This window comes from Streptomyces roseus (assembly GCF_001044425.1).
Classification (GTDB): Bacteria; Actinomycetota; Actinomycetes; order Streptomycetales; family Streptomycetaceae; genus Streptomyces; species Streptomyces roseus.
Genome location: NZ_LFML01000063.1, coordinates 25,767 through 51,806, shown reverse-complemented (window position 1 = coordinate 51,806; position 26,040 = coordinate 25,767). Strand labels below are relative to the sequence as shown.

Sequence of the window (26,040 nt, the reverse complement as noted above, 5' to 3'; positions counted from 1 at the left end):
TTCCGGGCCGGGGCTCCGCCGGAGCCCCGGCCCGTCCTAGCGGCGGTTGACCGACGCGAGCAGGGCCTGGGCCGAGGCCAGGCCCGCCGCGTCGCGGCCGTTTCCGGCGAGGCTGTACGTGATCTCGGCGAGCAGGAGCGAGAGCCTGCCGTCATTGACCCGGGCCAGTGGTTCGGAGCCCTCCCACACGGCGTCCCGTACGGCGTGCTCGGTGATGCAGCCGACGGGCTCGGCGGCCGTCAGCAGGCGCCGGGCGATGACGCGTTCCAGGTCGGTGGGCATCCAGTCGCCCGTGTCGAGGTCCTTGGCGAGTTCGAGGGTGCGCTCTCTGAGGGTGGCCGGCGTCATGCGGTGCTCCTTGAATGGTGGGCGGCTTCTCGGACGGGGTCGATGCGGACCGCCCTGCCGGGGGCGGGGAGATCGCGCAGGATGAGGGAGTGCGCGCGGATCCGGTTGCCGGAGGCGATGGTGACCGGGCCGAGTACGGAGGCGCCGACGCCGATCAGGACGTCGTCGCCGATGACGGGGTGGCGGCGTACGCCGGGCTCGGGGGCGCGGGACCAGCCGCGCGATCCGAGGGTCACCCCGTGGTAGAGCGTCACGTCGTCGCCGACGCGGGCGGTCTCGCCGATGACCACGCCGAAGCCGTGGTCGATGAAGGCCCGCCGGCCGATCCGCGCCCCGGGGTGGAGCTCCATGCCGGAGAGCAGGCGGCCGGCGAGCGTGAGCAGCCCGGCGGCGAAGCGGTGGTCGCGCAGGTGGAGGCGGTGCGCGAGCCGGTGGAGGGCCAGTCCGTGCCAGGGCGAGTGGAGCAGGGCGTCGCGCAGGCGCGGGCGGGAGGGGTCGCGGGCGACGACCGTGTCGAGGTCCTCGCGGATCTGCCGCAGGACGGGGACCGGCCGCGGGGTCGCGCGCTCGGCGCCCTTCACGGCCGGCCCGCCGCGGTGTGCTGGGTGTGACGGGTGTGCTGCGAGGGCCGGGTGGGCTTGGTGTGTCGGGTGTGCCTGGTGTGCTGGGAGTCGAGCCGGTTGATCCGGTACATGGTGCGCTGGAACAGGTCCTGGGCGGTCAGGGCCGGGTAGCGGTCGGGCTCGCCGTCGGTCGCGGCGCCGCGGAGCGTGGAGAGCACCGTCCACGGGGTGGGGTGGCAGAACTGCACGATGGAGAGCCGGCCGCCGCTCTGTCCGGGGGCCGCGACGACGCGGTGGACGGCGGCGCGGGCCAGGCCGCCGGTGAGCCGTTCCAGGACCATGCCGACGTTGAGGACCGTGTAGCCGTCCGGTGCCTCGACCGGGGTCCACTCGCCGTCGATGAGGACTTCGAGCCCGGCCGCGGTGGCCCGGGGCAGGGCGGTGATCAGGTCGAAGTCCTGGTGCTCCACCATCCAGACGTGGTCGGCGGAGGGGGCCTGCTCCATCGGCGGGTACCAGGTGGCCCGGTTGACGACGGGGCCGTCCTCCAGCATCTCCTCGAAGTAGCCGGGGGCCGCGCCGAGCGCCCCGGCCAGCCGGCGGACGACGTCGAGCTGGAAGGCGGCCATCCGCAGGTGGAGTTCGCCCAGGGCGGCGCCGATCCCGGGGACCAGGTGGTCGGGGAAGTACGGCTGCGGGTAGCGGGCGGGGTAGCGCTCGCGCAGCGGGTGGGCGGCGGGCAGCGGGGCGCCCCAGTGGAACAGCTCCTTCCAGTCGGGGGCGCGGCCCTTCTCGCCCTGCTCGACGAGGGGCGGGAGGTAACCGGACTGCCCGTTGGAGCCGGGTACCCGGCAGTCCGCCTTGGCCTCGGCGGGCAGCTCGAAGAACGCGCCGAGCATGGCGTACGCCTCGTCCAGCAGGGTCTCCGGCACCGTGTTGCGCACCAGGAAGAATCCGTCGCGCAGGGCGCTGAGGACGTGCTGGTCGTCGGCCGTGCCCGGGGTCCGGTCGCCGAGTGCGATCTCCTTGAGCATCTCCGGTCCCTCCTCTCTCTTCTCGCCTCGCGCGCCGCTCAGACCGCGACGAAGGACAGGGTCAGGTACTTGAGCTGGTGGCCCTCGTAGACGAAGTGGCGGTCGATCTCCAGGCGGCCGGTGAAGCGGAAGCCGTTCGCCTCGTAGAGCTCGGTGACGAGCTCCTCGGTGAGCCACCAGTTCAGCCGCCCGTCCGCGAGCGGGTGCGGGGTGATCTCCCCGTCCGGGCTGAGGAAGACGCTGACGACCCAGGCCCCGCCCGGGCGCAGCATCTCGCGGCCGTGCTGCACCCAGGGGGCCCAGTCCTCGCGGCGCTGGTGGTGCAGGCAGCCGTTGTCGACGAGCAGGTCGAGGCCCTCGGCCTGGAAGGCCAGGAAGTCGCCCTGGTGGAAGCGGATCGAGCCGTGCTTGACCTGGGGGGTGTCCCATACGTCGAGCAGGTCGAGGCCGGTGACCTCGGCCTCCAGCCATTCGGCGAGGGAGGCGGTCTGCAGGCCGCGGCCGCAGCCGATGTCCAGGACGCGGGCCGGGCCGGTGCCCGGCTGGTGCTGGTCCGTGGGGGCGGCGGCGATCGCGAAGTGCGTGACGCGGTCGTTGGTCTTCGTGCCCGACCAGGAGTCGCGGTTGTTCTTGTACCACTGCTTGAAGGAGTTGCGGACGACCTCGCGGTAGCCGCAGTAGTTGCGCTCGGCGTGCTCGGCGCTGCGGCCGCCGGCGGTCAGGACCGCGGGTGCACCGCGTCCCTTGATGTCATGATCCTGCGGCATGCTCCCACTCCTCGATCGTTCCGCGGCTTGCGACGACCGCGACTGCGTTGCGCCCTCTCGGGCCTTGGTCGACTTCCGCGGATGCGGCGAGCCATGCACCCGCGCCACTGCTCGATACGGCGATGGCGTGTTCCCGACGCAGGTGGCGCATGGCCTGGAGGGCCTGCGGATAGCTGACGTCGGTGAAACCGAAGTGGTCCTGCGGAAAGGCGGCGAGCACGGGCTGACGCAGACCGTGGCCCAGCCCGCCCGTTCCGTTCATCCGGCGGGCGCCGCCGGGGGCGCGCTCGTCCCCGTAGACGGCCTCGGCGGGGAAGACGGCCAGGGGGCGGCAGTGCGGCCAGGCGCCGGCGAGGGCCATGGCGGTGCCGGCCAGGCTGCCGCCGGTGCCGACGGCCGCGGCCAGGGCGACCGGTTCGACGCCGTGGCCGGAAAGCTGGCCGATGATCTCCGCGCCGGTGTGCTCGCGGTGCAGGGCGGCGCCCACGGCCGCGCAGTGCTGGAGCAGCAGCCGGCGGTCCTCGCGTTCGGCCACGCGGACCGCCTCGTCCATCGCGCCGAGGAAGCCGGTGCCCTCGGCGGCCGTGGTGGTGCGGGCCCCGGCCCGGCGCAGCTGGTCCAGGAGCCGCTCGGGGGCGCCGTACGGGACCACCAGGTGCAGGTCGAGACCCAGTTGTGCGCACAGCTCGGACAGGGCGACGGCGAGGCTGCCGCCCGAGTACTCGGCGAGCCGGAGCCGGGCGGAGCCCGCCGAGGCCACGGCCGCGCACACCAGGCCGTACGCGGTACGGGACTTGACGGAGCCGGAGGCGTTGGCGGCCTCCGTCTTGAGCCAGACCGTGCCGCGGCCCGCCCGGCTGGGCACCGGGACGAGCGGGGTGTCCCCGATGCCCGGGCGCAGCGCGGCGAGCCGGGGCAGCAGCCGGTGGGCCTCGGCCTCCAGCGGGGCGAAGGCGCGGGTGAGGTCGGCCAGGGTCGGGGCCCGGTCGGCCAGGACCCGTCTGATGTCGGCGAAAGCGGGTGCGGGAGGGGCCGGTTCGGGGCCGGCCGGGGCGGGGGCCGCCGGTGCGGGGGGCGCCGGGGCGGGGCGGGCCGTGAGGGCCGGGCCCCCGCCGGGGCGCAGGGCGGTGGTCATGAGGGCCGCTCGCCGGTGGCGAGGCGGAAGCCGACGGGGTAGAGCGGCCCGGGGAAGGCGCCGTGGCGGCGCCGGGTGCGGGTCAGGTCGCCGAAGCGGGAGAAGGAGCCGCCGCGGGCGATGCGGTAGCTGCCCATGGACTGCACCAGGTGGTCGGCGACGTAGGGGCCGTCCGGGTAGGGGGCGTACTCGTCGGCGGTGAACTCCTCGACGTTGCCGCCCATGTCGTGGACGCCGTACGGGGAGCGGCCGGCCGGGAACGCGCCGACCGGGGTGGTGGTGTGCACGCCGGACTCGCGGGTGTTGGCGGCCTCCGGGTCGAAGCCGCCGGGCCAGGGGTAGGGCAGGCCGTCGGGGCCCTTGGCGGCGTGCTCCCACTCGGCTTCGGTGGGCAGCCGCCACGGGTGCCCGGTGCGCTCGGTGAGCCAGGCGGCGTAGGCGTCGGCGTGCTCGGGGCGGATGCCGGCGACCGGGTGGTTGGAGCGGTCCCAGGGGTAGGCGCCCAGGTACCAGGTGGTGGGGCGCTCCTCCAGGCCGGTGTCGGCGAGGAAGGCGCGGTACTCGCCGTTGGTGACGGGGTACGTGGCGATCCAGAAGTCGGCGATGTCCACGGTGTGCTCGGGGCACTCCTTGAGGATCCAGGACTCCTCGACGCCCACGTGCGCCCAGGCGTTGGTGACGTACCCGGTCTCGTTCTCGGGGAGGCCGATGCGGATCCGGCCGCCGGGCACGTGGCGGGTGGCGGGGCCCGCCCCGGTGGTGGGGGAGGGGATGCGGGGGTCGCCGAGCAGGCCGAGGACGTGGCCGGCGGCGAGGCGCTCGGCGGTCGGCAGCCGCGGGTCCTCCACGGCGGCGGCGAGCTCCTGCACGGTGGTGCCGGGCAGCCGGTCCGGGTGCAGCCTGCCGGGGTCGGCGAGGCCGGCGTGCTCCTTGAAGTGCGGGGAGTCCGCGAGGTCTTCGAGTGAGAGGGTCATGCCGCGGCCTCCTGGAGCAGGGCGATGGTGTGGCCGGCGAGTTCGGCCTTGGCGGACAGGTAGCGGGAGTTCTCCGCGGTGACGTACACGCCGGTGGGGACCACCTCGGTGATCTCGATGCCGTACGTGCGCAGCTCCCGCACCTTGTCGGGGTTGTTGGTGAGCAGGCGGATCCGGGTCAGGCCGAGGGCGTGGAGCATCGCGGCGGCGGACGCGTAGTCGCGCTCGTCGTCGCCGCGGCCGATCATGCGGTTCGCGGCGAAGGTGTCGTGGTCCTGGGACTGGAGGACGTAGGTGTCGAGCTTGTTGTAGAGCCCGATGCCGCGGCCTTCCTGGCGCAGGTAGAGGACGGCGCCGCCGTGGTCGGCGATGGCCCGCAGGGCCTCGTCGAGCTGGGGGCCGCAGTCGCAGCGGGCCGAGCCGAGTACGTCGCCGGTCAGGCATTCGCTGTGCAGGCGCACCAGCGGCGGCGCGGTGTCGGTGGGGGAGGCGGGTACGAGGACGGCGAAGTGCTCGCCGGGGTCGGGCAGGTGGTGGAAGGTGACCAGGTCGGCGCTGCGGCCCTGGACGCGGGAGAGCGTGACGGGCACGCGGGCCCGGACCACCGCCGGGATCGGCCCGGGAACGGACGTGGCGACGGAGGCGGGCGCGGGCTCGGAGGCGGGCGCGGACGCGAGCGCGGCTTCCGGGACGGCTCGCGCGTCCGTCACGGCCCGCGCGTCCGTGACGGCGTGCGGTGTCTGGGCCGAGGTCGTCATGCGGCCACCTGCTTCCGGTCGGCGCTCTGCGCGATGTCGTCGATGTGGAGGGTGTGCTGGATGTGGGCGCCGTACTCGTCGACGGCGACGAAGACGATCCGGCCGTCCCAGCCGGCCACGGCCACGCGCCCGTCGGCGAGCTGGAACATGCAGGACAGGCCCTGGGCGAACCCGGCGAGGACGCGGCCGGAGGCGAGGGTGCCCGCCGAGTCGGCCCAGTCGACCTGCCAGCAGTAGAGGTTGAAGTCGTAGGAGCCGGCGAGGACGGTGGGCCCGGCGGTGTCGCCCAGCAGCGAGACGCACTTGACGGACTCGTCGGAGCCGAGCAGCGTCTGCGGCGCGCCGGTGCTCCAGCCGCCGTCCCCGGTACGGGCTACCCGGCCCACCTTGACGGTGTGGTCGCGGGAGGCGCTGGCGACGACGGAGCCCTCGGGGCCGTGCAGGCCGGCGACCGCGTTGACGAGGTTGCCGTGCTCCCACAGCTTGGTGCGCCCGCGTGCGCCGCCCGCCTCGACGGTCCGGTCGGTGGCGGCGGACAGGAATCCGCCGCCGGGGATCGGGGCCAGGGACTTCACCGAGCCGCCGTGGGCCTCGATGCGCTCCTCCAGCCGCAGCGTGGCGGGGTCGACGAAGAGGAACTCGCCGTTGTAGGTGCCCGCGATCAGCCGGCCCCCGTCGACGGTGAGGGAGGGGATGGGTGCGCCGAGGCACTCGCTGGAGGCGCGGGTGCCGTCCCAGCGGATGACGTGGCCGGAGTAGGTGCCGGCGTAGATCGTGTCGCCGTCGGTGGTGAGGGACAGGATCGGGCCGTCGGTGAGCTCGATCGGGGTGGCCCGGCTCTGGGCGCCGTTCTCGATGCGGACGGCGAAGACGGTGCCGGAGTCCCCGCCGATGAGCAGCTCGTCGCCGCGCGCGGCCAGGGCGTTGGGGCCGTGGGTGGCGCGCTCGGGGCCGGACAGTTCGGCCGCGGTGGCCATGTCGTACAGGTGCGGGGCGTTGCGGAAGGAGCCCGCGGCGACCAGACCCCGGGCGGCGGCGACGGAGCGTGGCCACACGCGGAGGTCGGCGACGGTGTGCAGGCGCTCGCCGGAGCGGTCGAACCAGTGCAGGGAGCCGTCGTAGGCGCCGACGACGAACGCGGAGTCGTCCTCGGCCCAGTCGACGGCGCGGGCGGCGGAGCTGGAGACCTCGACGGTCAGCACGTGCTCCAGCTCGCGGGTCAGCAGGTCGACGCGGCCGTCGTCGCGGGCCACGGCGAGGAGGTCGCCGGCCCGGGACCAGGCGCAGCCCTCGATGGAGGAGTCGTAGTGGCGCTTGCGTGCGGCGCCGGAGCCGGAGGCGGGGTCGCTGACGGCGACCAGGCCGTCCTCGCCGACCGTGGCGGCCAGTCCCTCGGCGCTGACGGAGACCATCATGCAGTGCGCCTCGTGGGAGCCGACCTCGGCGAGGAAGGTGCCGTCGAGGACGGACCACAGGGTGGCGCGGCCGTCCTCGGAGACGCAGATGAGGCGCTCGCCGTCGGGCAGCCAGGCGACCGAGTTGATGTCGTCGGTGTGCCGGGCCAGGACGTTGACCAGGGTGGCCGGGCCCTCCTGGGGGACGCGCCAGATGCCGACCGTCTTGTCGGCGGAGGCCGTCGCGAGCAGGGTCGGGTCGGCGGGGTTCCAGGCCGAGGAGTTGACGAGGCGGCGGTGGCGCAGCGTCGCGGTCTCGGTGGGGCGGGCGGGATCGGCGGTGTTCCAGACGATCACGGTGCCGTCGTAGGACGAGGTGGCGAGGCGGGAACCGTCCGGGCTGAAGGCCACGTGGGTGATCGGGGCCGAATGTCCGGTCCCCGATTTCGGGATGGAGATGGTGCGCACGCTGTCTCTGTCCTTTGCTTCGGAGCCGGGAAGGTCGGTTTTCAGGGTGGGGGTGGATGGGGGTGTCCAGTTTCCTGGCATTCACGCTAAGGGCCGCCGGAAAAAGCCGTGAAATACCGTCCGGCAATGTGGGAAGTTTCCCGACCTGATGGATTCCCATCCTTTTGCTTGACATGTTGTCGCACGTCAGAGTGGGTCTGGGCGGAATCGGTCCGGGAGTGAAACAGGAACGGGACGGGAATGGAACGGGAAGAGGTGATGGAGTGAGCGGGATTATGCGGTTGCCGCTTGCTCTCCGCTCCCCGCCCCTTGATGCTTCGGTGAGAAGAGGACTCAAGGGGCTGAGCTCATGCATGTTGTTCTGTTGGAGACGGCATACGTCAGAGGCTTTGACGTCGTGGCAGAGATGGCCGACGACGGTATCGAGGTCACCTTCGTCACCGAGCGCCTGGACGCCTACCGCGCCAATGCCGGGTTCGAGCTGATCGAACGCGCGGCGCGAGTGGTGGAGGTGGCGGACCTGTCCGGCGGCCACGACCTGGCCGCCCGGCTGCGGGGACGGCTCGGCCCCCACCCGGTCGACGGCGTCATCTGCCGCGACGAGAACCTCCTGCACGCCGCGGCGCGGTTCGCCCGCGACTTGGGCCTGCCCCACGAGTCACTGGAGGCGGCCCGGCTGCTCGGCGACAAGTCGGCCGTACGGGAACGGCTCGGGAAGGCCGGCATCGGCAGCCTGCGCTGGCGCCGGGCGGTCACCGAGGAGGAGGGGCTGGCTGCGGTCGACGAGATCGGGCTGCCGTGCGTGGTCAAGCCGACGTCCGGCCGGTACTCGGTCGGGGTCACCGTGGCGTGGACCCGGGAGCAGGCCGCCGCCGGGCTGGCCGAGGTACTGGGAAGCCCGTACGGGAACGGCGCCGAGAACGGCGACGGCAACGCGACGGCGCGCGCGGCCGGGACCGGCGGCGACGCGAACGGTGACGGCGGCGGTGACGGCGGCGGGCGCCCCGCCGCGCTCGTCGAGGAGTACGCGGTCGGGCGCCACGTCAGCGCCGAACTGATCGTCCAGGACGGGCGCGTGGTCCTGTACGGATTCGCAGAGCGGGTCCCGGCGGCGCCCGGGACCACCGCCGAGCTGGGCGGGCACTTCCCGGCCCGCTTCCCGGGCATGGGCGCCGCACGCCGGTTCGTGTTGGACGCCGTCGAGGCGCTGGGCGTCCGGGCGAGCGCGCTCCACGTGGAACTGCTCGTCACGCCGACCGGCCCGGAACTGATCGAGGTGAACGGCCGGATCGCCGGGCACGTCGTGACCCGGCAGATGTCGCTGGCGCTGGACCGCTCGGTCGCCCGCGACCTGGTCGCGCTCGCCACCGGCACGCCCGTCGAGGACGCGGCCCCGCCCGTGGCCACCGTGGCCCTGCGCGCCCTGTGGAGCCGTACCGAAGGGATCGTGCGCGGCACGGTTCCCGGGCCCCGTGAGCTGCCCGCCGGGGTCGTCGACTGCGAGGTGACCGCCGGACCCGGGGACCGGGTGCCGGCGCTGGGCACCAACCACGACCGGTTCGGGTACCTGATGGTGCGCGGCGCCGACGCCGCGACGGCCGTGCGGACCGCCGCGGAGGCCGCGGACCTGGTCGAGGAGGCGCTGCGCATCGAGCCGGTCGCCGCCGTGCGCCCGGAGCCCGGGCGGGAGCGCCCGGAGCCCGGCCCGGCCGGCGGCGAGCACGTGGTGCTGCTGCTGGACGGGGACGACCCGGTCGAGCGGATCGTGAGCGCGGCCGGCGCGGTGAGCGCGCGGCTTACCGTGCTGCGGCGCGACGAGCTCACCTCGGACGAGGTGCGCGCGCGGTTCCTGGCGGCGCACGAGAGCGAGCCGGTGGCGGCGGTGCTGTCCTGGTCGGGCGCGTACGAACGCGAGGCGCGCGAACTGCGCGCGCTGGCCGCCGGCGCCGCCCGGCAGGGCGAGCCGGGGAGCGAGGAGCTCGGTGAGCTCGACGGGCTGCTGGAGGAGCTCGCGTTCGTCAGCGACCCCGTGCACACCGTGCTGGCCCTCGCGGCCGCCGGGGGCCGGGTGGACGTGCTCGCCGTGATCGACGAGAGCGGCGACCAGGCCGCGGAGGAGGGCAGCACCGAGCGCCGCCTGACCGCGGGCCCGGTGCCCGCGCGGCTGCTGGCCCGCACCGTGGAAGCCGTGCGCGACGCCGGGATCGAGGGGCCCGCCCGGGTCGTCTTCGGGGCGCGCGACACCCGCCCGCTGGTCCTGCCCGGCTTCGACCGGCAGGTCCTCGACCTTTACGACGCCGCCCACCGGCGGAGCCTGGTGACGGCCGCCGCCGAGAGCGCCCTGGGCCGGCCGGTGGCCGCGGCCCTGCCCGACGCGGGACGGGTCGCCGTCCAGCGCCACGTCCTGTCCGGGCCGGGCCGCTTCCGCGTGGTCGCCGCGACCGGTGCCGAGGAGCTGTACGACTGGCCCGAGACGGCCTTCGTACGGAGCCCGCTCGACCGCGAGGGCGTCCACACCGGGCCGGTCGTCCGCCTGGAGTACACCGTGGCCGCGCCGGACGCGGTCCGCGCGGAGCAGGCGGTGGCCCGGATCGAGCGTGCGCTGCTGTGGAAGACCGAGCCGGCCGAGCGTACGCACGTGCTGCTGCTGGACCGGATCGGGCCCGGGGTGTGGACCCGCGACGACGGCTCGCCGCTGCTGGACCCGGACCGCTACCGGGTCAGCGTGCTGAGCTCGTCCGCCGGCAACACCACCGGCAGCGCGGCCGACTTCGCCGCCCGCACCGACGTGTTCGACCCGGACGGGGTACGCGCCCTGGCGGGCGCGGTGCACGCGCTGTACCCGGTGGACCGGGTCGCCACCATCTCCGAGCGCCTGCTGGAGCCGGCCGCCGAGCTGCGCGCCCGCCTCGGCACGCCGGGCAGCGATCCGGCGACCGCGCGCAAGTTCGTGGACAAGGCGGTGATGAAGCGCATCGCCCGGCGGGCGGGCATCCGCACCGCCGACGGGCACCTGGTCCACACCCCCGAGGACGTCACCGGCCTGTTCGCCCGGCACGGCCGGGTCGTGGTCAAGCCGCGCGACGGTTCGGGCTCGTACGGGGTGTCGGTGCTGAGCGACGCCCGGCAGGTCGAGCGGTGGGTGCGCGAGGAGTTCACCCCCGGCACCCACCTGTGCGAGGGGTTCGTGGCGGGCGACATGTGCCACATCGACGCCGTCGTCCACGACGGCGAGGTGATCTGGGACGTGTCCCGGTACGTGAGCGACACCCTGGCCGTCTCCCGGGTGGAGCCGCTCTCCTCCATCACGGTCGCCGACCCCGCCGTGCGCTCGGCCGCCCGAGAACTGCTCGGCCGGGTCGTCGACGCCTGGCAGGTCACGGCCGGGGTGCTCCACCTGGAGGCCTTCCTGGACGAGTCCGGGTCCTTCACCTTCTGCGAGGTGGCGGGCCGCCCGGGCGGCGCCGGGATCCGCCAGGCCTTCCTGGCCACGACCGGCGTCGACCTCTTCCACGCCAAGATCCTCACCGACGTGGGGCTGGACCCCAGGGCCGGCCGGGTCGCGCCCGTGGGCGCGTACGCGGGCTGGACCGTGCACTTCACGGTCGGCGGGATGCTGCTGGACTTCGACGACTCGGCGGTCGCGCAGGAGGCGTACTACCGCAATGTGCCGTACCGGATCGGTGACGTGGTCCCGCCGCAGCCGTTCTCGGGGACGGGCGCCTGTACGTACGTCTTCACCCACGACTCGCACGAGGAGGTCCGCCGGCTGGTCGCCAGTGCCGAGCACGAGGTGCGCCTGGTGATCGGGCTGGAGCCGAATCCCGGATCCGCGGGGGCCGGGCGGTGATACTCGGCATCCTCGGCAGCGCCTCCGCGGACTCGGTCTCGCGCCGGGTCCTGGAGGTGGCCGCCCAGCGGATCAGGGCGGCCGGGGCGGCGTACGAACTCCTGGACCTGAGCGTGGAGTTCCCCGGACGCCACCGGATCGAGGACTACGACGACCCGCCCCCGTACAGCCAGACGGCGGCCCTGCGCGCCCGCGTCGCCGGGGCGAGCGGCGCCGTCTTCGCCACGCCGGTCTACCACGGCTCGTACAGCGGGCTCCTCAAGAACGCCCTGGACCACCTCACCGGCGACTCGCTGGCCGACCGCCCCGTCGGGCTGATCGCCGCGGGCGGCGGTCCGCGCGGCGCGGGCACCGCCTGCGACCAGATGCGGGCGGTGGTCAGGGCGCTCGGCGGCTGGGCCGTGCCCACCCACGTGGCCTCCGCCCGCGGCGACTTCACGCCGGGGGTCCCGCTGGAGGAGCTGCACATACGGATGGACCGGATGGTGGGCGAACTGCTCTCGTTCCGCTCCGCCCGCAGCCTCCCGGCGGCCCTCGCCGGCCGATGAGCCGGGAGATCCCGCCCCGATGAACCCCCGATCCAGCGAAGGCAAGCCCGTCACCTGAAAGGACGCGCCATGACCCCCCGCCCCGCCCGCCCGTCCGCCGGCCCCGAGGACCAGCCGCACCTGCTGCTGATCTCGGGGATCGGCGGCCATCCGCCCGCCGCGGCGCTCGACTCGCTCGCGCGGATCGGCCCGGCGGTCTCCGTCGTCCACATCGCGGCATGGGGCGACCCGGAACCGGTGCGCGCCGACTGGGCCGCCCGCGGACTGCGCGGCGAGTTCCTCACCGCCACCGACCTCGACGACGCCGTGACCGTGGGGCTCGCCCTCCACGGGCGGTACCCGCTGTCGGGCGTGGTCACCTACTCGGAGCTGCTGCTCAGGCCCCAGGCCGAGCTGGCCGAACGTCTCGGGCTGCCGGGCAACGCGCCCGAGGCGGTGGGCATCGCCCAGTCCAAGTCCCGCCAGCGGCGGGTCTTCGCCGAACACGGGGTGCCCTCACCGCGGTTCGCGGAGATCCGAGCGGAGGCCGATCTGGCGGAGGCGGCCCGGAGCATCGGCCTCCCGGCCGTCTTCAAGCCCTCGCTCGGCGCCGGCAGCCAGAGCGTGCGGCTGGTCCGCACGTACGGGGAACTCGTCGAGGCGTACCGCGACGGCCGGGCCACCGTCTCGGCCTTCCTCCAGAGCGAGGACGTCTTCCTGCTGGAGGAGCGCCTCGAACTGGAGGCGGACGGAGACAGCGGCTGGGCCGCCTACTGCAGCGTCGAATCGCTCCTCGCGGCCGGGGAGCGCCACCACCTGGCCGTCTCCGACCGGATCCGGCTGCGCCACGGCTACGCGGAGGAGGGCGCGTCGATGCCGTCGAGGCTCGGCGCGGCCGACCGGGCGGCCGTCGTGGACTGCGCGGACCGGGCGATCCGGGCCATCGGGCTGACGACGGGGGCCGTGCACACGGAGATCGCGCTGACCCCGCGGGGACCGCAAGTCATCGAGGTCAACGCCCGCGCGGGCGGTCCGATGCCGGTCATGTTCGAGGTCGGCGCACGGTACGACTACGCCGAGCAGATCGGGCGCAGCGCACTGGGCCTGGCGCCGGACGCCGTGCCCGAGTTCACGCGGACGGCGCTGATGAGGATGGTGCCGATCCCGGCCGGTGAGTGGCTGGTGACCGCGCAGACCCCGGTGGCGGAGCTCATGGCGGCCTTCCCGGAACTGGTCTACGTCAAGCCCCGGTTCGGGGTCGGCCAGTCGGCGAGCCGGGACCGGACCCTGCACCTGGCGACGTTCATGCTCGGCGCGCCGACGCCCGCCGGGGCCCTGGAGCTCGCCGGCCGGATCGAACGGGCCCTCGGCATCGAACTCGAAGAGGCGGCCGGCGCACCCGCCGAGCCCGCCGCGACCCCGGCCGCGTAGCCGTGGACGTACACCCCCTGCCCCGCCCGACTCCGCAATCCCGCCTACTCATGACGTGGGGATCGCTCCGATGAAGAAACGCATCTACGCCACTGGACTATCCGACGCCGTCGGACTCGGGATGTACCTGTCCCTGTCCGTCCTCTTCTTCCACAAGGCCGTGGAGCTGCCCAACGCCGAGATCGGGCTCGTCCTCGGCATCGCCGGCATCACCTCGCTGCTGGGGGCCATGCCCATCGCGCGGGCCGCCGAGCGCTTCGGCACCCGTACCGTGCTCACCGCCCTGTTCCTGGTCCGGGCCGCCGCCTTCCTGGCGCTGGCCGTGTCCTCCTCCTTCGTCGCCGCCCTGCTCGCCTCGGCGGTCGCGGGGGTGCTGAGCCGGGGCATCAGTCCGCTGATCGAATCCGGCCTCATCGCCCGGGCGAGCAACGAGGAGGCGGTCGGGGCGCTCGCCCGGCTCCGGTCGCTGCGCAACGCCGGCATGGCGGCCGGCGCGCTGCCCTCCGGGGCGGCCATCGCGATCGACGAGGCCTGGGCCTACCGGGCGGTGATGGTGCTCTCCGCCGTCCTGTTCATCGGCTGCGCCGCCGTCTGCCGGACCCTCGCCGACGGCGGACGCCCGGCCGGGGCCGCCCGGGGCGGCCCCTCACGCGGCAGTGTCCTGCGCGACCGGGCCTTCCTGCGCATCACCGTCCTGTACGGGGCCCTGACCATGTCGGCGCTGGTCCTGGGGCTCGGGGTCCCGCTGTGGGTGGTCCAGCAGACGCAGGCTCCCGCCTGGACCGTGACCGTGGTCCAGGTCCTCAACACCGCCGCCGTCGTCGCCCTCCAGGTCCGGATCAGCAGGGGGTCGGACGACTTCCGCACGGCCCGCAGGATGATGCGGCGGGGCGGGCTGCTGTCGGCTCTGGCAGCGGGGGTCGTACCGCTGACGGCGTTCGGCGACGCGACCACGAACCTGGCCCTGGTGGTCGCAGCCGCGCTGCTCTTCTCCCTCGGGGAGCTGTACATCATGTCCGGCGCCACCGGCGCCGCCCTGCTGCACATCCCCGAGGGCCGCAAGACCGGCTACCTCGCCGCCTTCAACCTCGGCTTCGCCGTCACCACCGTCGTGGGACCCCCCCTCATCACCACCTCCATCGGCTGGGGCGGCTGGGCCTGGCTCGGCTGGGCGCTCTACTTCACCACCGTCGGCCTGGTCGCGATGCGCCTCCCGCAGCCGGCCCCGGCCGCCGGGAAAGCGCCGCAGACCGCGGGAAGCCCCGCGTGAGGCGGGCCGAGGGAGCATGGGAGCGGGCCCCGAACATTCCCCTGTGCTCGGCGTACCGTCATCCTCGGACGACACGCCTCAGCCCATCTGCCGCGGCGGCCGGTTCCGCGACGGAGTGTCGGACGACCCCTCCGCCCGAGTGCGGCCAGCGGCGTGGTCGGCGCCGATCGCGACGCTGTGGGCGGCCGAGGCGAGCGTGAGGTGACGGTGCCAGCCCTTGAAGGAGCGGCCGGCGAAATCGCGCAGACCGGCCCGCTCACCGGTGACGGCGCTGTCGAAGGCCGTCCGCCGGCTGAGCTTGGCCAGCCGCATCAGCCCGTCGAGCGAGGTGGTGGTGAGGTCCGTGAGCCACAACTCGCTGGGCGGGCCGTTGCGGTTGGTCCACTCGCCCATCAGCAGCCACTGCTGCGGCCCGGCGGGCGAGCGGCGCGGCTGCGGCAGCTCGACGCGGATGCCGGCGGCCAGGGTGCTGCGGACGACGGGCGTCCCCGACGAGGGGTCCAGCCATTCGACGGGCCGGCGCAGCCCGCGTACGTGCTGGAGCATGTCGGCCAGCGGTATCGGTCCGGCGCCGTACCCGGGCATGGCCGTGTCGGCGACCCGCAGCTGGTCCATGGCCCGCATCCGGGCCATGACGGGAACCCCCGCGGCGTGGAAGCGGCTCAGCACGGCGCTGCTGACGAAGTCGCGGGAGGGCAGCACCACCGGACGGCGCTCCACGTCGCCCCAGGCGAGGACGTCGAGGGCGGAGGCCGTGGCGCACTCGCCCGGCGACTCCTCCTCCACCCAGTCGGGGATGTCGGCCCGGCGGCGCTTCTCCTCGTCCTGGAGCCAGGAAGGGGACAGGTACAGGCGCCAGTTGACCGGCGCGCTCATCGCCTCCGAGGCCATCCACAGGCCGAAGGAGTGCTGGCCGTGCACGGAGTGCCCCAGTTCGGGGACGAACCGGCGGTCTATGCCCGCCGACTGCTCGCCCGCCTTCTGGATCGGCATGGACTGGATGACCCAGGCCTTGGGCTGGACCAGCTGCTCCACGTGCCGGGCGAGCGCCGCGCGCATCGGGGCCCAGTTCCAGGTGGATTCGCTGATGAAGTGGTGCAGCGACTGCTCGGTGCCGGCTCCGCCGACGACTCCCGCCATGTTGCGGATCGACTTGCGCCCTTCCGCGTAGAGCAGTCCGCGCAGGTACTGCTCACCGCGGGCGCGCTGGTCGCTGCGGCGCAGCGACATGAACAGCTGCGGTGCGAGCTCCGAGATCATCGCTTCGACGATCTGCGCTCTGTGGTCGGCCGTCGTGGTCGACGGTATGGCGGGTGGGGAGTGGGGGTCCTGTGCCGGAGGGGCGGCTACAGGTGCTTGGTAGGCGCTGTGCGCGGCGGCAGGCCGGGTGCCGGAATGGTTCGCCGCGCGCCGCACGGTCCGCCGGCTGGCGCCGAGGCCGAAAGTCTTCATCGCTGCTCCTGAGTCCGAGTCAGGACGCAACTGTGCGAGGAGCCGTTCCCGCTTCGTTCCCTCTTCGCTACCGCTTCCCACCGGAAGCTCCTAGGATCCTGGGGAAGGCTCTTCAGCAGGGGGCATTGAGGGGGATGGGCAAGGAGCCATGGCTAATTCAGTGGAAAGCCAGGTGCGTTTCAACATTCTTGGACCGCTAGAGGGGTGGATGGCGGGAGATCGGTTAAAGCTCGGCGGTCAAATTTACGAACGAGTTCTTGCCACTCTGCTGCTGGAACCGGGAAATATTGTCCCGGTTGTCCGTCTTGTGGAGGCGGTATGGGATGAGGAACCTCCGGTAACCGCTTCCCATCAGGTACGCAAGGCCGTCGCCGACCTGCGTCGCCGCATCCCGGGGGGCGGGAAGCTGATCGTCACCGACGGTCCCGGCTACCGCGTACAGGTGGGGGACGAACAGCTCGACCTGCTCGAATTCAACGGACACATGCAGCAGGCCCGGCGCGCCGTCGCCGTGGGCCAGCCCCAGGAGGCGGCCGACCAGCTGCGCGCCGCACTGACCCTGTGGCGCGGCCCGGTGATGTCGGGCGCCGGCGGCTCGGTGGTCGAGGCCGCGGGGGCGGTACTGGAGGAGCGCCGGCTGGGGGCGGCCGAGCAGCTCTTCGAACTGCGCCTGGCCCTGGGGGAGGCCGGCGAACTCATCGGCGACCTGCGCACGCTCATCGCACAGCACCCGCTGCGGGAGTCGCTGCGCGGTCATCTGATCCTGGCGCTGTACCGCTCCGGCCGGCAGGCCGAGGCGCTCGCCGAGTACGCCAAGGTCCGCGAGCTGCTCGTCGAGGAACTGGGCATAGACCCCAGCGCGCAGCTCACCAAGCTGTACGAGGACATCCTGCGCGCCTCCCCGGAGCTCGCCGGCCCGGCCGCCCGGCCGGTGTCCGTGGCGGGTCCGCCCGCACCGCAGCCGCCGGAGGCGGCCGCTCCGGACGCCCGACGGTCCGCGCCGTCCGGCGCCGGGAGCGACCGCTTCCCGACCCTCGCCTCCCTGCACGGCGCCCCCTGCACCCTGCCGCCCGGCATTCCCGACTTCACCGGTCGTGAGCGCGAGCTGGCCGAGGTGCTGGAGGCGTGCCGCCAGGACGCGGGGGAAGGACCCCGGGTCGTCGCGATCGACGGCATGGGCGGCTGCGGCAAGACCTCGCTGGCGGTGCGCACCGCGTACCAGCTGGCCGAGGAGTACCCGGACGGCCAGCTCTACGCCGACCTGCGCGGCTTCACCCCCGGTGAGAAGCCGCAGCGGCCGGCGGCCACCCTGGGCGGTCTGCTGCGCACCCTCGGCGTGCCCGCCGACAGCATCCCCGACGACGAGGCGGGCCTGATCGGCCTGTGGCGGGCCACCCTGACGGGCCGGCGCCTGCTGCTCCTGTTCGACAACGCCCTCGACGCCGGCCAGGTGCTGCCCCTGCTCCCGTCCGCGACCGAGTGCCTGGTGCTGGTCACCAGCCGGGCCCGGCTGCTCGACCTGGACGGCGCGGACTGGATCTCGCTGGGCGTGATGGAGCCCGGGGAGAGCCGGGTGATGCTCGGCGAGATCCTCGGCGACAGCCGGGTGGCCAGGGAGCCGGAGGCCGCCGCCGAACTCGCCGACCTGTGCGGCCACCTCCCGCTGGCCCTGCGCCTGGCGGTGGCCCGGCTGCGCAACCGTCCGCGCTGGACCGTGCGCTACCTGGTCGAGCGGCTGGAGGACGAGACCCGGAGGCTGGACGAGCTGAGCGCGGGCGAGCGCAGCGTGGCCGCCACGCTCAGCCTGTCGTACAAGGCACTGGAACCCGAGCTCCAGGCCGCGTTCTGCCTGCTGGGCCTGCACCCGGGAGCGGAGGTCGACGTCTATTCGGCGGCGGCCCTGCTGGAGACCGGGGTCCGGGACGCGGAGGACATGCTGGAGGACCTCCTCGACATGCACCTGCTGGTGCAGAACGAACCGGGGAGGTACGCCTTCCACGACCTGGTGCGCACGTACGCCCTCTCCCTCGGCGAGGGCAGGGGCGGGCGCGAGGCCCGGGAGGCCGACGGCAGGCTGCTCGGCTACTACACGGCGGCGACCGAGGCCGCGTGCACCCTGCTGTTCCCCAGCCGGCGCAGGATGGACGTGGACGCTCCCGGTACCGCGTACGCGCTGCCGCCGATGCGCCGTGAGGACCGGACGCTGGAGTGGTTCGACCGGGAGTCCTCGGGCATCCAGACCCTCCTGGCCCGGGGCGGCCACGAGGAGAGCCCGCGCCTGGTGTTCGCCCTGGCCCGCAACGCGTCCTTCCACCTGAACCTCCGCGGACGGTTCGCGGAGTTCGAGGCGGTGTGCCGGGCGGGGCTCATCGCGACGCGCAGCATGGGCGACCCGCTGCTGATCTGCCGGGCCCTCAACAACCTGGGGGTGGCGTGCTGGAGACTCGGCCGCTTCACCGAGGCGGTGGAGGCCGGGGAGGAGGCGCTGGACTGGGCGCGCAAGGCCGGGGGCCTGGACGACGAGGCGGTCTCCCTCGGGCTGCTCGGGCTCGCGCACTACGCGATGGGGAACCTGGCCAGCGCGTACGACTACACGACGCAGGCGGTACGGGCCTTCCAGACGAGGGACGTCAAGCGTCTGGCGCAGCAGCAGGCGGAGGACCTCAACACGCTCGGCACGGTGTGCCTGGCGCTCGGCCGCCACGACGAGGCGGCGGACGCCCTCCACCGCGCGATCGAGATCTCCCGGATGCACCCGCACTCGGGCGGGGAGGTCACCGCGTGGACGAGCATGGCCCTGGCCCAGATCGGCAAGGGCGAGTTCGAGGCCGCCCACGACAGCGTGACGCGGGCGTGGGCGCTGAGCGCCACCGCCGTGGAAGAACACCTGGTCCTGACCCTCGCGGTCTGGTCGGACGTGAGCGACCGGCTCGGGGACACCCGCCGGGCGCAGGAGCAGGAGGACCGGGCCCTGGAGCTGATCAGTCACAGGACCTCGCCGCAGCGGCGCTCCCGGGTGGACAACATCCTGGCGCTCCGGCACGCCCGCAACGGCCGCCACGAAGAGGCCCTGCGCCTGCACGAGCGGGCGCTCGCCTGCGCCGAGGTGATGGAGTACCGCGTCGAGATGGCCCACGCGCTGGAGGGGATGGCGGCCGCGGCCGGGCATCTGGGCCTGCCGGCCGCCGCCCAGTACCGGGAGCGGGCCGAGATGCTCTTCGAGACGATGGGAATGCCGCCCGAGGGCCGGCGCACCCTCTGACGGAGCGCGGGCCCCCGGCCCGGCGCCGCGGTGGCACGGCACAGCAGTGGGCCCCGTCCGGATTCCCGGACGGGGCCCACTGCTTGTACGGGGTGGTTCAGACGCCCGTGGGGGTCGCCGGCGGCGTGGTCGGGGGCGTGGACGGGGCGACGCCCGGACCCTTGTTGTCGGCCAGTACGGAGTGGCTCTTGGTGCCGTTGGCCTGGTGGTCCTGCTCGACTGCCGTACCCAGGCCCAGGGCGAGGGCGACCGCGAAGATACCGACCAGACCAGCGAGCTTGCCGCGCATTTCGAACCCCTTGTTTGTTTGGAAATCCCGTGTCGCTTTCGACGTGACAGAGATTCGCAACGGGGCTTCCTGCTCCAGTCCCTCTCCGTTCCCGCTTGAGCGGGAGGTGGTATGGGAACGGAACGGGAACGGCCAGTCTAACGAGTAAACCGGGGGGCTATCCGGTATTTGATTGGCCGGATGTCGACGTTCGGATATCGGTGGATTGGAGCTCAGGAAAAGGAGAGTCGGAGTTCCGCTTCGAGCCTTCCCAGATCCCGTGCATGGCCGTGAGCGGCGATATGACCGTCCGGCCGGATCAAGTAGTAGCCCGCGGCTCCGCATCCGGCCTGAGCGGCGGCGTCGCGGCGCCGTACGGTCACTTGCCGCACCAGTGGCCATTGCGCCACGATGTGGCCCAATTCCTCTTCCCAGCCCCTGTTCCCGTCCGGCACGACCGCCAGATTCCAGCCGTGCGGATCCGCGGCCGGTCCGGAGATCCCGTACGCGAGTGCCAGACGGCGCGGGAAGACCGCTCCGACCTCCAGCACGCCGGGCAGGGAACGCCGTACGCGGCAGCCCGTCCAGCCCGAGGGCTGCTGGGTGTCGCGGGTCGGCGGGTAGGAGAGCCTGCGGCCGGCCATCACCGGGGCGTAGAACTCCGAGACGATCCCGGTCCGGTCGAGGAGCCGGAAGGCCGCGTCGCGCGCCGCCACGCTGGCCTTGGACTTGAACAGCCAGGCCCGGGTCTGGAAGTCGGTGTCGCGCACGAGCTGCCGGGTGACCTCCGCGCGCTCCTCGCCGTAGGAGGAGAGCAGGGAGGAGGGGGACTCGCCCCGGATCACCGAGGCCAGCTTCCAGGCGAGGTTGTGCGCGTCCTGGAGGCCGTTGTTCATGCCCTGCCCGCCGGCCGGGCTGTGCACGTGGGCGGCGTCGCCGGCCAGGAAGACCCGGCCGCGCTGGAATGCGCTCGCCCGCCGGGCGTGCACCCGGAACACGGCCTTCCAAACCGCCTCCTTGATCCGTACGCCGCGCGGACCGCGCTCGTCGATGACCGCCTGCATCATGGCGGCGTCGACCTCGCCGCCGCCCTGGGGCATGACCGACAGGAAGCGGAAGATGCCGCCCGGGATGGGCACGATCACCAGGGCGCCGTTCGCGGACTGGTAGAAGTGGCACTCGTCCGGAGGGAGATACCCATCGATGCGGGCATCGATGAGTGCGAAGGCCATCTCGTAAGTGGACCCCTCGAATCCGACGCCGAGCTGGCCGCGGACGGAGCTGCCGGCACCGTCGGCGCCGACGACGAACGGCACCCGCAGCCGCTGCAGCCCCTCAGGGGTCTCCAGCACCGCCGTCACGCCGTCGGTGGCCTCGATCCGGCCGGAGTAGTCCAGACCGTCCAGGGCCAGCAGCCGCACCCCGCGCTCGATCTTGCCGCCCAGTTCCTCCAGCCGCTCGGTGAGGAGCCGCTCGGTGACGTGCTGGGGCAGGGTGCGGCACGCCAGGTCGTCGGGGAATCCGAAGGAGGCCAGCGGGCGCCGTTCGGAGAAATAGCTCAGCGTGTTGATCCGTACGGACTCCTCGTCGACCACGCCGCCCAGACCGGTGTCCTCGAGGATGTCGAGGGCGCGCGGCCAGACGGACAGGGCCTTGGGGGTCAGCATGGGTTCGACGGCACGGTCGATCACGCGGACCCTGATGCCGCGCCGCAGCAGTTCGACGGCGGTCAGCAGTCCGGTGGGGCCGGCCCCGACCACCAGGACGTCCAGGTCGGACGCCCCGGCGGCGGAAACCGCTTCGCCCTCTCTCGTGGGCCGGCTCTCGCCGGCTATCAGGTCAGCCATGGCCTCTGGGACTCTCTCAGTCGGTGCGGACGCCGGTGGTGACGGAGTTCTCCGGCTCGGTGGGCAGACGGTCGAGGCTGATGCCGAAGTGCGTCTTGTACGCGGCGATGACCTCGGCGTCGTCCTGGAGGACGGTCTTCGAGCGCTGGTCGCCGTCGACGACGTTCAGGTGGCGGCCCTTGAGGGTCACCAGACCGTTCTCGGTGCGGATGGAGCAGAACAGGGCCTGCATGAACGAGGAGTCGGGCGCCGTGCGGTACCACCACAGCGACGGGGCGTAGTCCTCGATGCGGACCGGGGTCTCGACCACCTGGTACAGCGGGCGGCCGCCGAGCCACAGGTCCACGGTGCCGGGCTTGTCCTCGACGTCCTTGAGCTGGTACTCGCCGTGCGGGTCGCTCTGGACCTCGCGGCTGTTCCAGTCGAGCGGGAAACGGCTGTTGCGGCCGAAGCCGGTGTCGACGAGGTACGCGTCGTCGCCGATGGTCACCTTGAGGGCGAGGTGGCCGAGGAAGGGGCCCACGCCCTCCGGGCGGTGCACGCGGCCCGGCAGGATGTCGACCTGGTAGCCGAGGGCCTCCAGCACGAAGCCGAGGGCCGGGTTGACCTCGTAGCAGCCGCCGCCGCGGCTGTCGATCGCGACCTTGTCCACGGACCGCTTGTCCATGTGGATCTCGCGGCCTTCGAGGTGGTAGTCGAGGTTCTCGAACGGGACCGACAGCACGGCGCGTTCGGCCAGGTGCCGCAGCCCGGCGAGGTCGGGCTGCGCCGGGCGGGTGGCGCCGATCCGGGTGAGGTAGGCGTCGACCCGGGCGTCGTCGATCGGGGTTGCGTCCAGCATGGGATCTCCTTGAAGGGTGTCGCTCTCCGGCGGGGCGGGCAGCGCAGGGAGGGGAGGGTGTGCGGGAGGTGACTACCAGCGGATCAGCGACAGACCGAGGGCCATGCCCCCGCCGAAGCCCGCGAGCAGGACCAGGTCCCCCTCGTTCAGCCGGCCCGAGCGGGCCGCGCGGTCGAGGGTGATCGGGACGGAGGCGGAGCCGGTGTTGCCGTACCTCTCGTACGTGGTCCAGGTGCGGTCGATGCCGACTCCGATTTCCTCGGAGAGGTTTTCCAGCATGCGTCCGTTGGCCTGGTGGGGAACGAAGTGCGCGATATCGGCCGGGGTGAGACCCCGTTCCGAAAGGAACGCCGCGATGGCGGGCGGGACGTTTTCGGCGACGAAGTCGCGTACGCCGCGGCCGTTCATGGTGAAGTACTGGAGCCCCTCGGCGAGGATTTCCGGCGTCGCCGGAATACGGCTGCCGCCGCCGGGGACCTCGATCAGGTGCCGGTCGGCCGCGTAGCTGGCCAGCCGGTTGGCGAGGACGCCGCGGTCCTCCCCGGCCACCGGGCCGAGGACGACGGCGCCGGCGCCGTCACCGAACAGGATCGTGGTGCGCCGGTCCTCGCGGTTGAGGATCCGGGAGTAGACGTCGGCCCCGATGACCAGGGCGTAGCCCTCGCCGGAGGAGGCCGCGAGCATGCCCTGGGCCGTGGTGAGGGCGAACAGGAAGCCCGTGCATACACCGTTGACGTCGAAGGCGGCGGTGCCCTGGTCCGCGCCGAGCTCGTCGGCGACCACGGAGGCGGTCGGCGGCTGCGGCTGGTCGGGGGTGGAGGTCGCGACGACGATGAGGGACAGCTGGCGGGCGCGGATGCCGGCACTCTCCAGGGCGGCCCGACCCGCGATCACCGCGAGATCGGATGTCGCCTCATCGGGCTTGGCCCAACGGCGTTCGCGTATTCCCGTCTTGCCGAGTATCCATTCGTGATCGACTCCGGCCGGCGCTCCGACCTCTTCGTTGGAAACGACATGAGCCGGTACGTACGACCCCGTACCGAGCACGCCCACCGAAAAAGCATTGCGCGCACCGTGATTTCCCGTCGTGATCATTTCTACGACTCCTCAACACTGCGTGAAACTCATGGTTCCGTCCCGGGGAAATGCCGACAACGGCGTCCGTGGGACCTTGTCAGGTACGGGGCCGCGGGGCGGTCCGGGAGGCCGGACCGCCCCGCGCCGCGTCAGGCGGCGAGCATCCCCGCGGTCAGCGAGGCCAGGAGGTCCCCGGTGATGCGCGGTCCGTTCTGGGTCAGCACCGACTCGGCGTGGAACTGCATCGAGGCGAAGTGCGGGCCGCGCAGGGCGTGCACCTCCCCGGTCTCCGGATCGCGGCTGATGTCCAGGAGCCCGACGCCCGGGACGACGGCGGTGTCGACCAGGGAGCGGGCGGCGAAGGTGTTGTAGAAACCGACCCGTTCGGGCCGGCCGAAGAAGTCGATCTCCTTCTGTACGCCCTGGTTGGGCTCGCTGCGCCGGACCAGGTCGAAGCCGAGCGTGGTGGACAGCACCTGGTGGCTGAGGCAGACGGCCAGGAAGGGCCGCCGTTCGTCCAGCAGGGTCCGTACCGCCGTGCGCAGGTGGGCGATCTTGGGGTGGGAGGCGTCCCGGGGGTCGCCGGGGCCGGGGCCCATGACCACCAGGTCGTGCCCGTCGAAGGAGTACGGCTCGTCGTAGCGGCGGATCGTCACGTCGAGGCCGATGGAGTCCAGCTGGCGGGCGATCATCGCCGTGAACGTGTCCTCGGCGTCGACCACCAGCACCCGCCGGCCGGCCAGCGCCGGATCGACGGAGGCCCGGCCCTGGTCCTGCCCGAGCCAGTAGCCGGCGATCGTGCGGTTGCGGTCCTCCAGGGCCGCGCGGACGGTGGGGTGCCCGGCGAACCGGGCGGCGGTACCCTGCGACTCCAGGGCCGCGAGCAGACCGGCGGCCTTGGCGGCGGTCTCGGCCACCTCCGACCACGGGTCGGAGTGGCGCACGAGGGTGGCTCCGACCCCGATGCGCACCTCGCCGCCGGAGCCGATGTCGGCCGTGCGGATCAGGATGGAGGAGTCCAGCGCGTCCCCGCCCTGCTCGTCGCGGCCGATCAGCGCCAGTACGCCGCTGTAGTAACCGCGGCCCTGCGGCTCGTACTTGGCGATCACCTGGGCCGCGCTCTCCAGCGGGCTGCCGGTGACGGTCGGGGCGAACAGGGTCTCGCGCAGGATCTCCTCGGGGGGCCGGGTGCTGCGGCCCTCGATGAAGTACTCGGTGTGGGCGAGGCGGGCCATCTCCTTGAGGTACGGGCCGTCGACGCGGGCACCGCCCTCGCAGATCCGGGCCATCATCTTGAGTTCCTCGTCCACCACCATGTAGAGCTCGTCGACCTCCTTGGTGTCGGCGAGGAAGTCCATCACCTCCGGCAGCGAGGGCCCGGCCGCCGGATAGCGGTACGTGCCGCTGATCGGGTTCATGACGGCGGTGCCCCCGCGGAGGCTGACGTGCCGCTCGGGACTGGCGCCGACGAGGGTGCGCTCGCCGGTGTGCACGACGAAGGTCCAGTACGCGCCGGTCTCCCGTTGCAGCAGCCGCCGGAAGAGCGTCAGCGCGTGCCCGGTGGAGTAGGCGCGGATGCCGGTGGTCCAGGAGCGCTTGAGGACGAAGTTGGCGCCGGCGCCCTCGCCGATCTCGTCGGAGATCACCCGGCGCACGGTGTCCGCGTACTCCTCGTCGGAGACGTCGAACGCCCCTCCGTCGAGGTCGATCGGCAGGTCGGGGATCCGGGTGAGGGCCTCGACCAGCGAGATCCGCTCCTGCCCGGTGACGGTCATCGCGACCAGCGGGGTGTCCTCGTCGGGGGCGGCGAAGCCCCGCTCGGAGATCTGCCGGTACGGGATGAGCGCGAGCACCTCGTGCCGGGCGCCGTCGGACCCGTCCGGGCCGGCCGGGACCTCCGCCCCGGCCGGCCCGTGCGCTGCGTCCGCCGCGTCCGCGGCACCTGACGCACGGAGCTGCGCCAGGGAGTCGACGGTGGCGCTCTCGCCGATGATCACGTCGAGGATGCCGGGGCCGGTGGCCTCGGGGCGGTAGAGAAGGGCGAAGGGTGGTGGATTGGGGCCCAGGACGCGGGCCAGCAGGGGAGAGGTCATCCCGCGATCTCCTTGGCGGTGGTGACGACCGCGCACCGCTTGGACGCGTAGTCGATGGCCAGCCGGTGTTCCAGCTCGCTGAAGTCGCCGGTCGCGTCCGCGACCAGGAAGGTCTGGATGTCGTGGCTGAAGGACTCGATGGCCGTGGTCAGCACGCCGACGTGCGCGTAGACGCCGCAGATGACGAGCTGGTCCCGGCCGGCGGCGCGCATGCGCTCCAGCAGGTCGGTGTTGAAGAAGGCGCTGTAGCGCCACTTGGTGCAGACCCAGTCCCCGGGCTCGGGTGCGAGCGCGGGGACCACCTCGCGGTCCTCGGGCGTCGTACGCATCCCCGGACCCCAGATGTCGGCGAGCAGCCCGCGCTGCTCGGGGGTCATGCCGCCGGGCTGGGCGGTGTAGGCGACGGGGGCGCCGTGGGCCTTGAAGTGCTCGCGCAGCAGTACGGCGTTGTCGGTCAGCTCGCCGCGCAGCGCTTCGGGGAAGGGCGCGAGGAAGTAGCGCTGCATGTCGTGGACGAGCAGGACGGCCCGGTCAGGGTCGAAGGTCCACTGCGGTATGGAGGGGGGAAGGTCTCCCGCGGTCGGGAGGGGATAGGGCTCGATGGTCGGTATGCCGGCCATGACTGTCCTCTCGGATGTCTGTTCCTCAAAAGGGGTGCGCAGGTGTGGGCGGGGCGGTCGG

20 protein-coding genes are annotated in these 26,040 nt (G+C 73.1%); 5 read left to right on the top strand and 15 right to left on the bottom strand.

Annotation, left to right across the window (positions count from 1 at the left end; all coding sequences use genetic code 11):
- Positions 1–36: 36 nt before the first annotated feature.
- The 8 genes from ACS04_RS16830 to ACS04_RS16795 are packed head-to-tail and all read right to left on the bottom strand — an operon-like array spanning position 37 to position 7,441.
- A complete protein-coding gene (locus tag ACS04_RS16830; RefSeq protein ID WP_053080803.1) occupies positions 37–348 on the bottom strand; it encodes a hypothetical protein in 312 nt (103 codons plus the stop codon).
- Positions 345–929 carry a serine O-acetyltransferase gene (locus ACS04_RS16825; RefSeq protein WP_048477440.1) on the bottom strand — a complete coding sequence of 195 codons (585 nt, stop codon included), beginning with the start codon at positions 927–929 and terminating at the stop codon, positions 345–347. The genes ACS04_RS16830 and ACS04_RS16825 overlap by 4 nt, the downstream gene beginning before the upstream one ends.
- Entirely contained in the window at positions 926–1,945 is a 1,020-nt protein-coding gene (locus tag ACS04_RS16820) for an isopenicillin N synthase family dioxygenase (protein ID WP_053080802.1), read from the bottom strand. The genes ACS04_RS16825 and ACS04_RS16820 overlap by 4 nt, the downstream gene beginning before the upstream one ends.
- Before the next feature lie 38 nt (positions 1,946–1,983).
- Positions 1,984–2,712, bottom strand: a complete 729-nt coding sequence (locus ACS04_RS16815) for a class I SAM-dependent methyltransferase (RefSeq protein ID WP_048477439.1) — start codon at positions 2,710–2,712, stop codon at positions 1,984–1,986.
- Complete coding sequence (locus tag ACS04_RS35300; protein WP_053080801.1) at positions 2,696–3,847, bottom strand: pyridoxal-phosphate dependent enzyme; 1,152 nt, start codon at positions 3,845–3,847, stop codon at positions 2,696–2,698. The genes ACS04_RS16815 and ACS04_RS35300 overlap by 17 nt, the downstream gene beginning before the upstream one ends.
- Entirely contained in the window at positions 3,844–4,821 is a 978-nt protein-coding gene (locus ACS04_RS16805) for a formylglycine-generating enzyme family protein (RefSeq protein WP_048477438.1), read from the bottom strand. The genes ACS04_RS35300 and ACS04_RS16805 overlap by 4 nt, the downstream gene beginning before the upstream one ends.
- Positions 4,818–5,579 (bottom strand): GTP cyclohydrolase II, encoded by a 762-nt coding sequence (locus ACS04_RS16800; protein WP_078864865.1) that lies wholly within the window; start codon positions 5,577–5,579, stop codon positions 4,818–4,820. The genes ACS04_RS16805 and ACS04_RS16800 overlap by 4 nt, the downstream gene beginning before the upstream one ends.
- Positions 5,576–7,441 carry a WD40 repeat domain-containing protein gene (locus ACS04_RS16795; protein WP_048477437.1) on the bottom strand — a complete coding sequence of 622 codons (1,866 nt, stop codon included), beginning with the start codon at positions 7,439–7,441 and terminating at the stop codon, positions 5,576–5,578. The genes ACS04_RS16800 and ACS04_RS16795 overlap by 4 nt, the downstream gene beginning before the upstream one ends.
- A gap of 406 nt (positions 7,442–7,847) precedes the next feature.
- Between ACS04_RS16795 and ACS04_RS38190 the strand changes: the two genes are divergently transcribed.
- From ACS04_RS38190 to ACS04_RS16775, 4 genes are all read left to right on the top strand, one after another.
- Positions 7,848–11,291, top strand: coding sequence for a hypothetical protein (locus tag ACS04_RS38190; protein ID WP_245236421.1), 3,444 nt, complete (start codon positions 7,848–7,850; stop codon positions 11,289–11,291).
- On the top strand, positions 11,288–11,839 hold the full coding sequence (locus tag ACS04_RS16785) for an NADPH-dependent FMN reductase (RefSeq protein ID WP_053080800.1): 552 nt from the start codon (positions 11,288–11,290) through the stop codon (positions 11,837–11,839). The genes ACS04_RS38190 and ACS04_RS16785 overlap by 4 nt, the downstream gene beginning before the upstream one ends.
- Positions 11,840–11,908: 69 nt before the next feature.
- Entirely contained in the window at positions 11,909–13,249 is a 1,341-nt protein-coding gene (locus tag ACS04_RS16780; RefSeq protein ID WP_048477435.1) for an ATP-grasp domain-containing protein, read from the top strand.
- Positions 13,250–13,319: 70 nt separating this feature from the next.
- Positions 13,320–14,519: an MFS transporter gene (locus ACS04_RS16775; RefSeq protein WP_078864861.1), complete on the top strand. Its 1,200-nt coding sequence runs from the start codon at positions 13,320–13,322 to the stop codon at positions 14,517–14,519.
- 78 nt (positions 14,520–14,597) lie between these two features.
- Here the strand turns inward: ACS04_RS16775 and ACS04_RS16770 are convergent, their stop codons facing one another.
- Complete coding sequence (locus ACS04_RS16770; protein ID WP_063839278.1) at positions 14,598–15,779, bottom strand: IS701 family transposase; 1,182 nt, start codon at positions 15,777–15,779, stop codon at positions 14,598–14,600.
- Between the two features lie 634 nt (positions 15,780–16,413).
- On the opposite strand from ACS04_RS16770, the gene ACS04_RS16765 reads away from it, so the two are divergent.
- Positions 16,414–19,233, top strand: a complete 2,820-nt coding sequence (locus ACS04_RS16765; protein WP_245236419.1) for a BTAD domain-containing putative transcriptional regulator — start codon at positions 16,414–16,416, stop codon at positions 19,231–19,233.
- Between the two features lie 97 nt (positions 19,234–19,330).
- Here ACS04_RS16765 and ACS04_RS16760 read toward each other — a convergent pair whose 3' ends face one another.
- From ACS04_RS16760 to ACS04_RS16735, 6 genes are all read right to left on the bottom strand, one after another.
- Positions 19,331–19,522, bottom strand: a complete 192-nt coding sequence (locus ACS04_RS16760; protein ID WP_048477432.1) for a hypothetical protein — start codon at positions 19,520–19,522, stop codon at positions 19,331–19,333.
- Between the two features lie 212 nt (positions 19,523–19,734).
- Positions 19,735–21,348: an FAD-dependent monooxygenase gene (locus ACS04_RS16755; protein ID WP_048477431.1), complete on the bottom strand. Its 1,614-nt coding sequence runs from the start codon at positions 21,346–21,348 to the stop codon at positions 19,735–19,737.
- 16 nt (positions 21,349–21,364) lie between these two features.
- Positions 21,365–22,189: an arylamine N-acetyltransferase family protein gene (locus ACS04_RS16750; protein WP_048477430.1), complete on the bottom strand. Its 825-nt coding sequence runs from the start codon at positions 22,187–22,189 to the stop codon at positions 21,365–21,367.
- Positions 22,190–22,261: 72 nt separating this feature from the next.
- A complete protein-coding gene (locus ACS04_RS16745; protein ID WP_048477429.1) occupies positions 22,262–23,284 on the bottom strand; it encodes a 3-oxoacyl-ACP synthase III family protein in 1,023 nt (340 codons plus the stop codon).
- Positions 23,285–23,415: 131 nt separating this feature from the next.
- Positions 23,416–25,359 carry an anthranilate synthase family protein gene (locus ACS04_RS16740; protein WP_048477428.1) on the bottom strand — a complete coding sequence of 648 codons (1,944 nt, stop codon included), beginning with the start codon at positions 25,357–25,359 and terminating at the stop codon, positions 23,416–23,418.
- Positions 25,356–25,979 carry an isochorismatase family protein gene (locus ACS04_RS16735; protein ID WP_048477427.1) on the bottom strand — a complete coding sequence of 208 codons (624 nt, stop codon included), beginning with the start codon at positions 25,977–25,979 and terminating at the stop codon, positions 25,356–25,358. Before ACS04_RS16735 ends, ACS04_RS16740 begins: the two co-directional genes overlap by 4 nt.
- Between the last annotated feature and the right edge of the window lie 61 nt (positions 25,980–26,040).

Excerpts from the sequence above, each read along its gene's own strand:
- ACS04_RS16830 (WP_053080803.1), bottom strand. The coding sequence starts at position 348 with ATGACGCCGGCCACCCTCAGAGAGCGCACCCTCGAACTCGCCAAGGAC.
- ACS04_RS16820 (WP_053080802.1), bottom strand. The coding sequence starts at position 1,945 with ATGCTCAAGGAGATCGCACTCGGCGACCGGACCCCGGGCACGGCCGAC.
- ACS04_RS16815 (WP_048477439.1), bottom strand. The coding sequence starts at position 2,712 with ATGCCGCAGGATCATGACATCAAGGGACGCGGTGCACCCGCGGTCCTG.
- ACS04_RS35300 (WP_053080801.1), bottom strand. The coding sequence starts at position 3,847 with ATGACCACCGCCCTGCGCCCCGGCGGGGGCCCGGCCCTCACGGCCCGC.
- ACS04_RS16805 (WP_048477438.1), bottom strand. The coding sequence starts at position 4,821 with ATGACCCTCTCACTCGAAGACCTCGCGGACTCCCCGCACTTCAAGGAG.
- ACS04_RS16800 (WP_078864865.1), bottom strand. The coding sequence starts at position 5,579 with ATGACGACCTCGGCCCAGACACCGCACGCCGTCACGGACGCGCGGGCC.
- ACS04_RS38190 (WP_245236421.1), top strand. The coding sequence starts at position 7,848 with ATGGCCGACGACGGTATCGAGGTCACCTTCGTCACCGAGCGCCTGGAC.
- ACS04_RS16780 (WP_048477435.1), top strand. The coding sequence starts at position 11,909 with ATGACCCCCCGCCCCGCCCGCCCGTCCGCCGGCCCCGAGGACCAGCCG.
- ACS04_RS16775 (WP_078864861.1), top strand. The coding sequence starts at position 13,320 with ATGAAGAAACGCATCTACGCCACTGGACTATCCGACGCCGTCGGACTC.
- ACS04_RS16770 (WP_063839278.1), bottom strand. The coding sequence starts at position 15,779 with ATGATCTCGGAGCTCGCACCGCAGCTGTTCATGTCGCTGCGCCGCAGC.
- ACS04_RS16760 (WP_048477432.1), bottom strand. The coding sequence starts at position 19,522 with ATGCGCGGCAAGCTCGCTGGTCTGGTCGGTATCTTCGCGGTCGCCCTC.
- ACS04_RS16755 (WP_048477431.1), bottom strand. The coding sequence starts at position 21,348 with ATGGCTGACCTGATAGCCGGCGAGAGCCGGCCCACGAGAGAGGGCGAA.
- ACS04_RS16750 (WP_048477430.1), bottom strand. The coding sequence starts at position 22,189 with ATGCTGGACGCAACCCCGATCGACGACGCCCGGGTCGACGCCTACCTC.
- ACS04_RS16745 (WP_048477429.1), bottom strand. The coding sequence starts at position 23,284 with ATGATCACGACGGGAAATCACGGTGCGCGCAATGCTTTTTCGGTGGGC.
- ACS04_RS16740 (WP_048477428.1), bottom strand. The coding sequence starts at position 25,359 with ATGACCTCTCCCCTGCTGGCCCGCGTCCTGGGCCCCAATCCACCACCC.
- ACS04_RS16735 (WP_048477427.1), bottom strand. The coding sequence starts at position 25,979 with ATGGCCGGCATACCGACCATCGAGCCCTATCCCCTCCCGACCGCGGGA.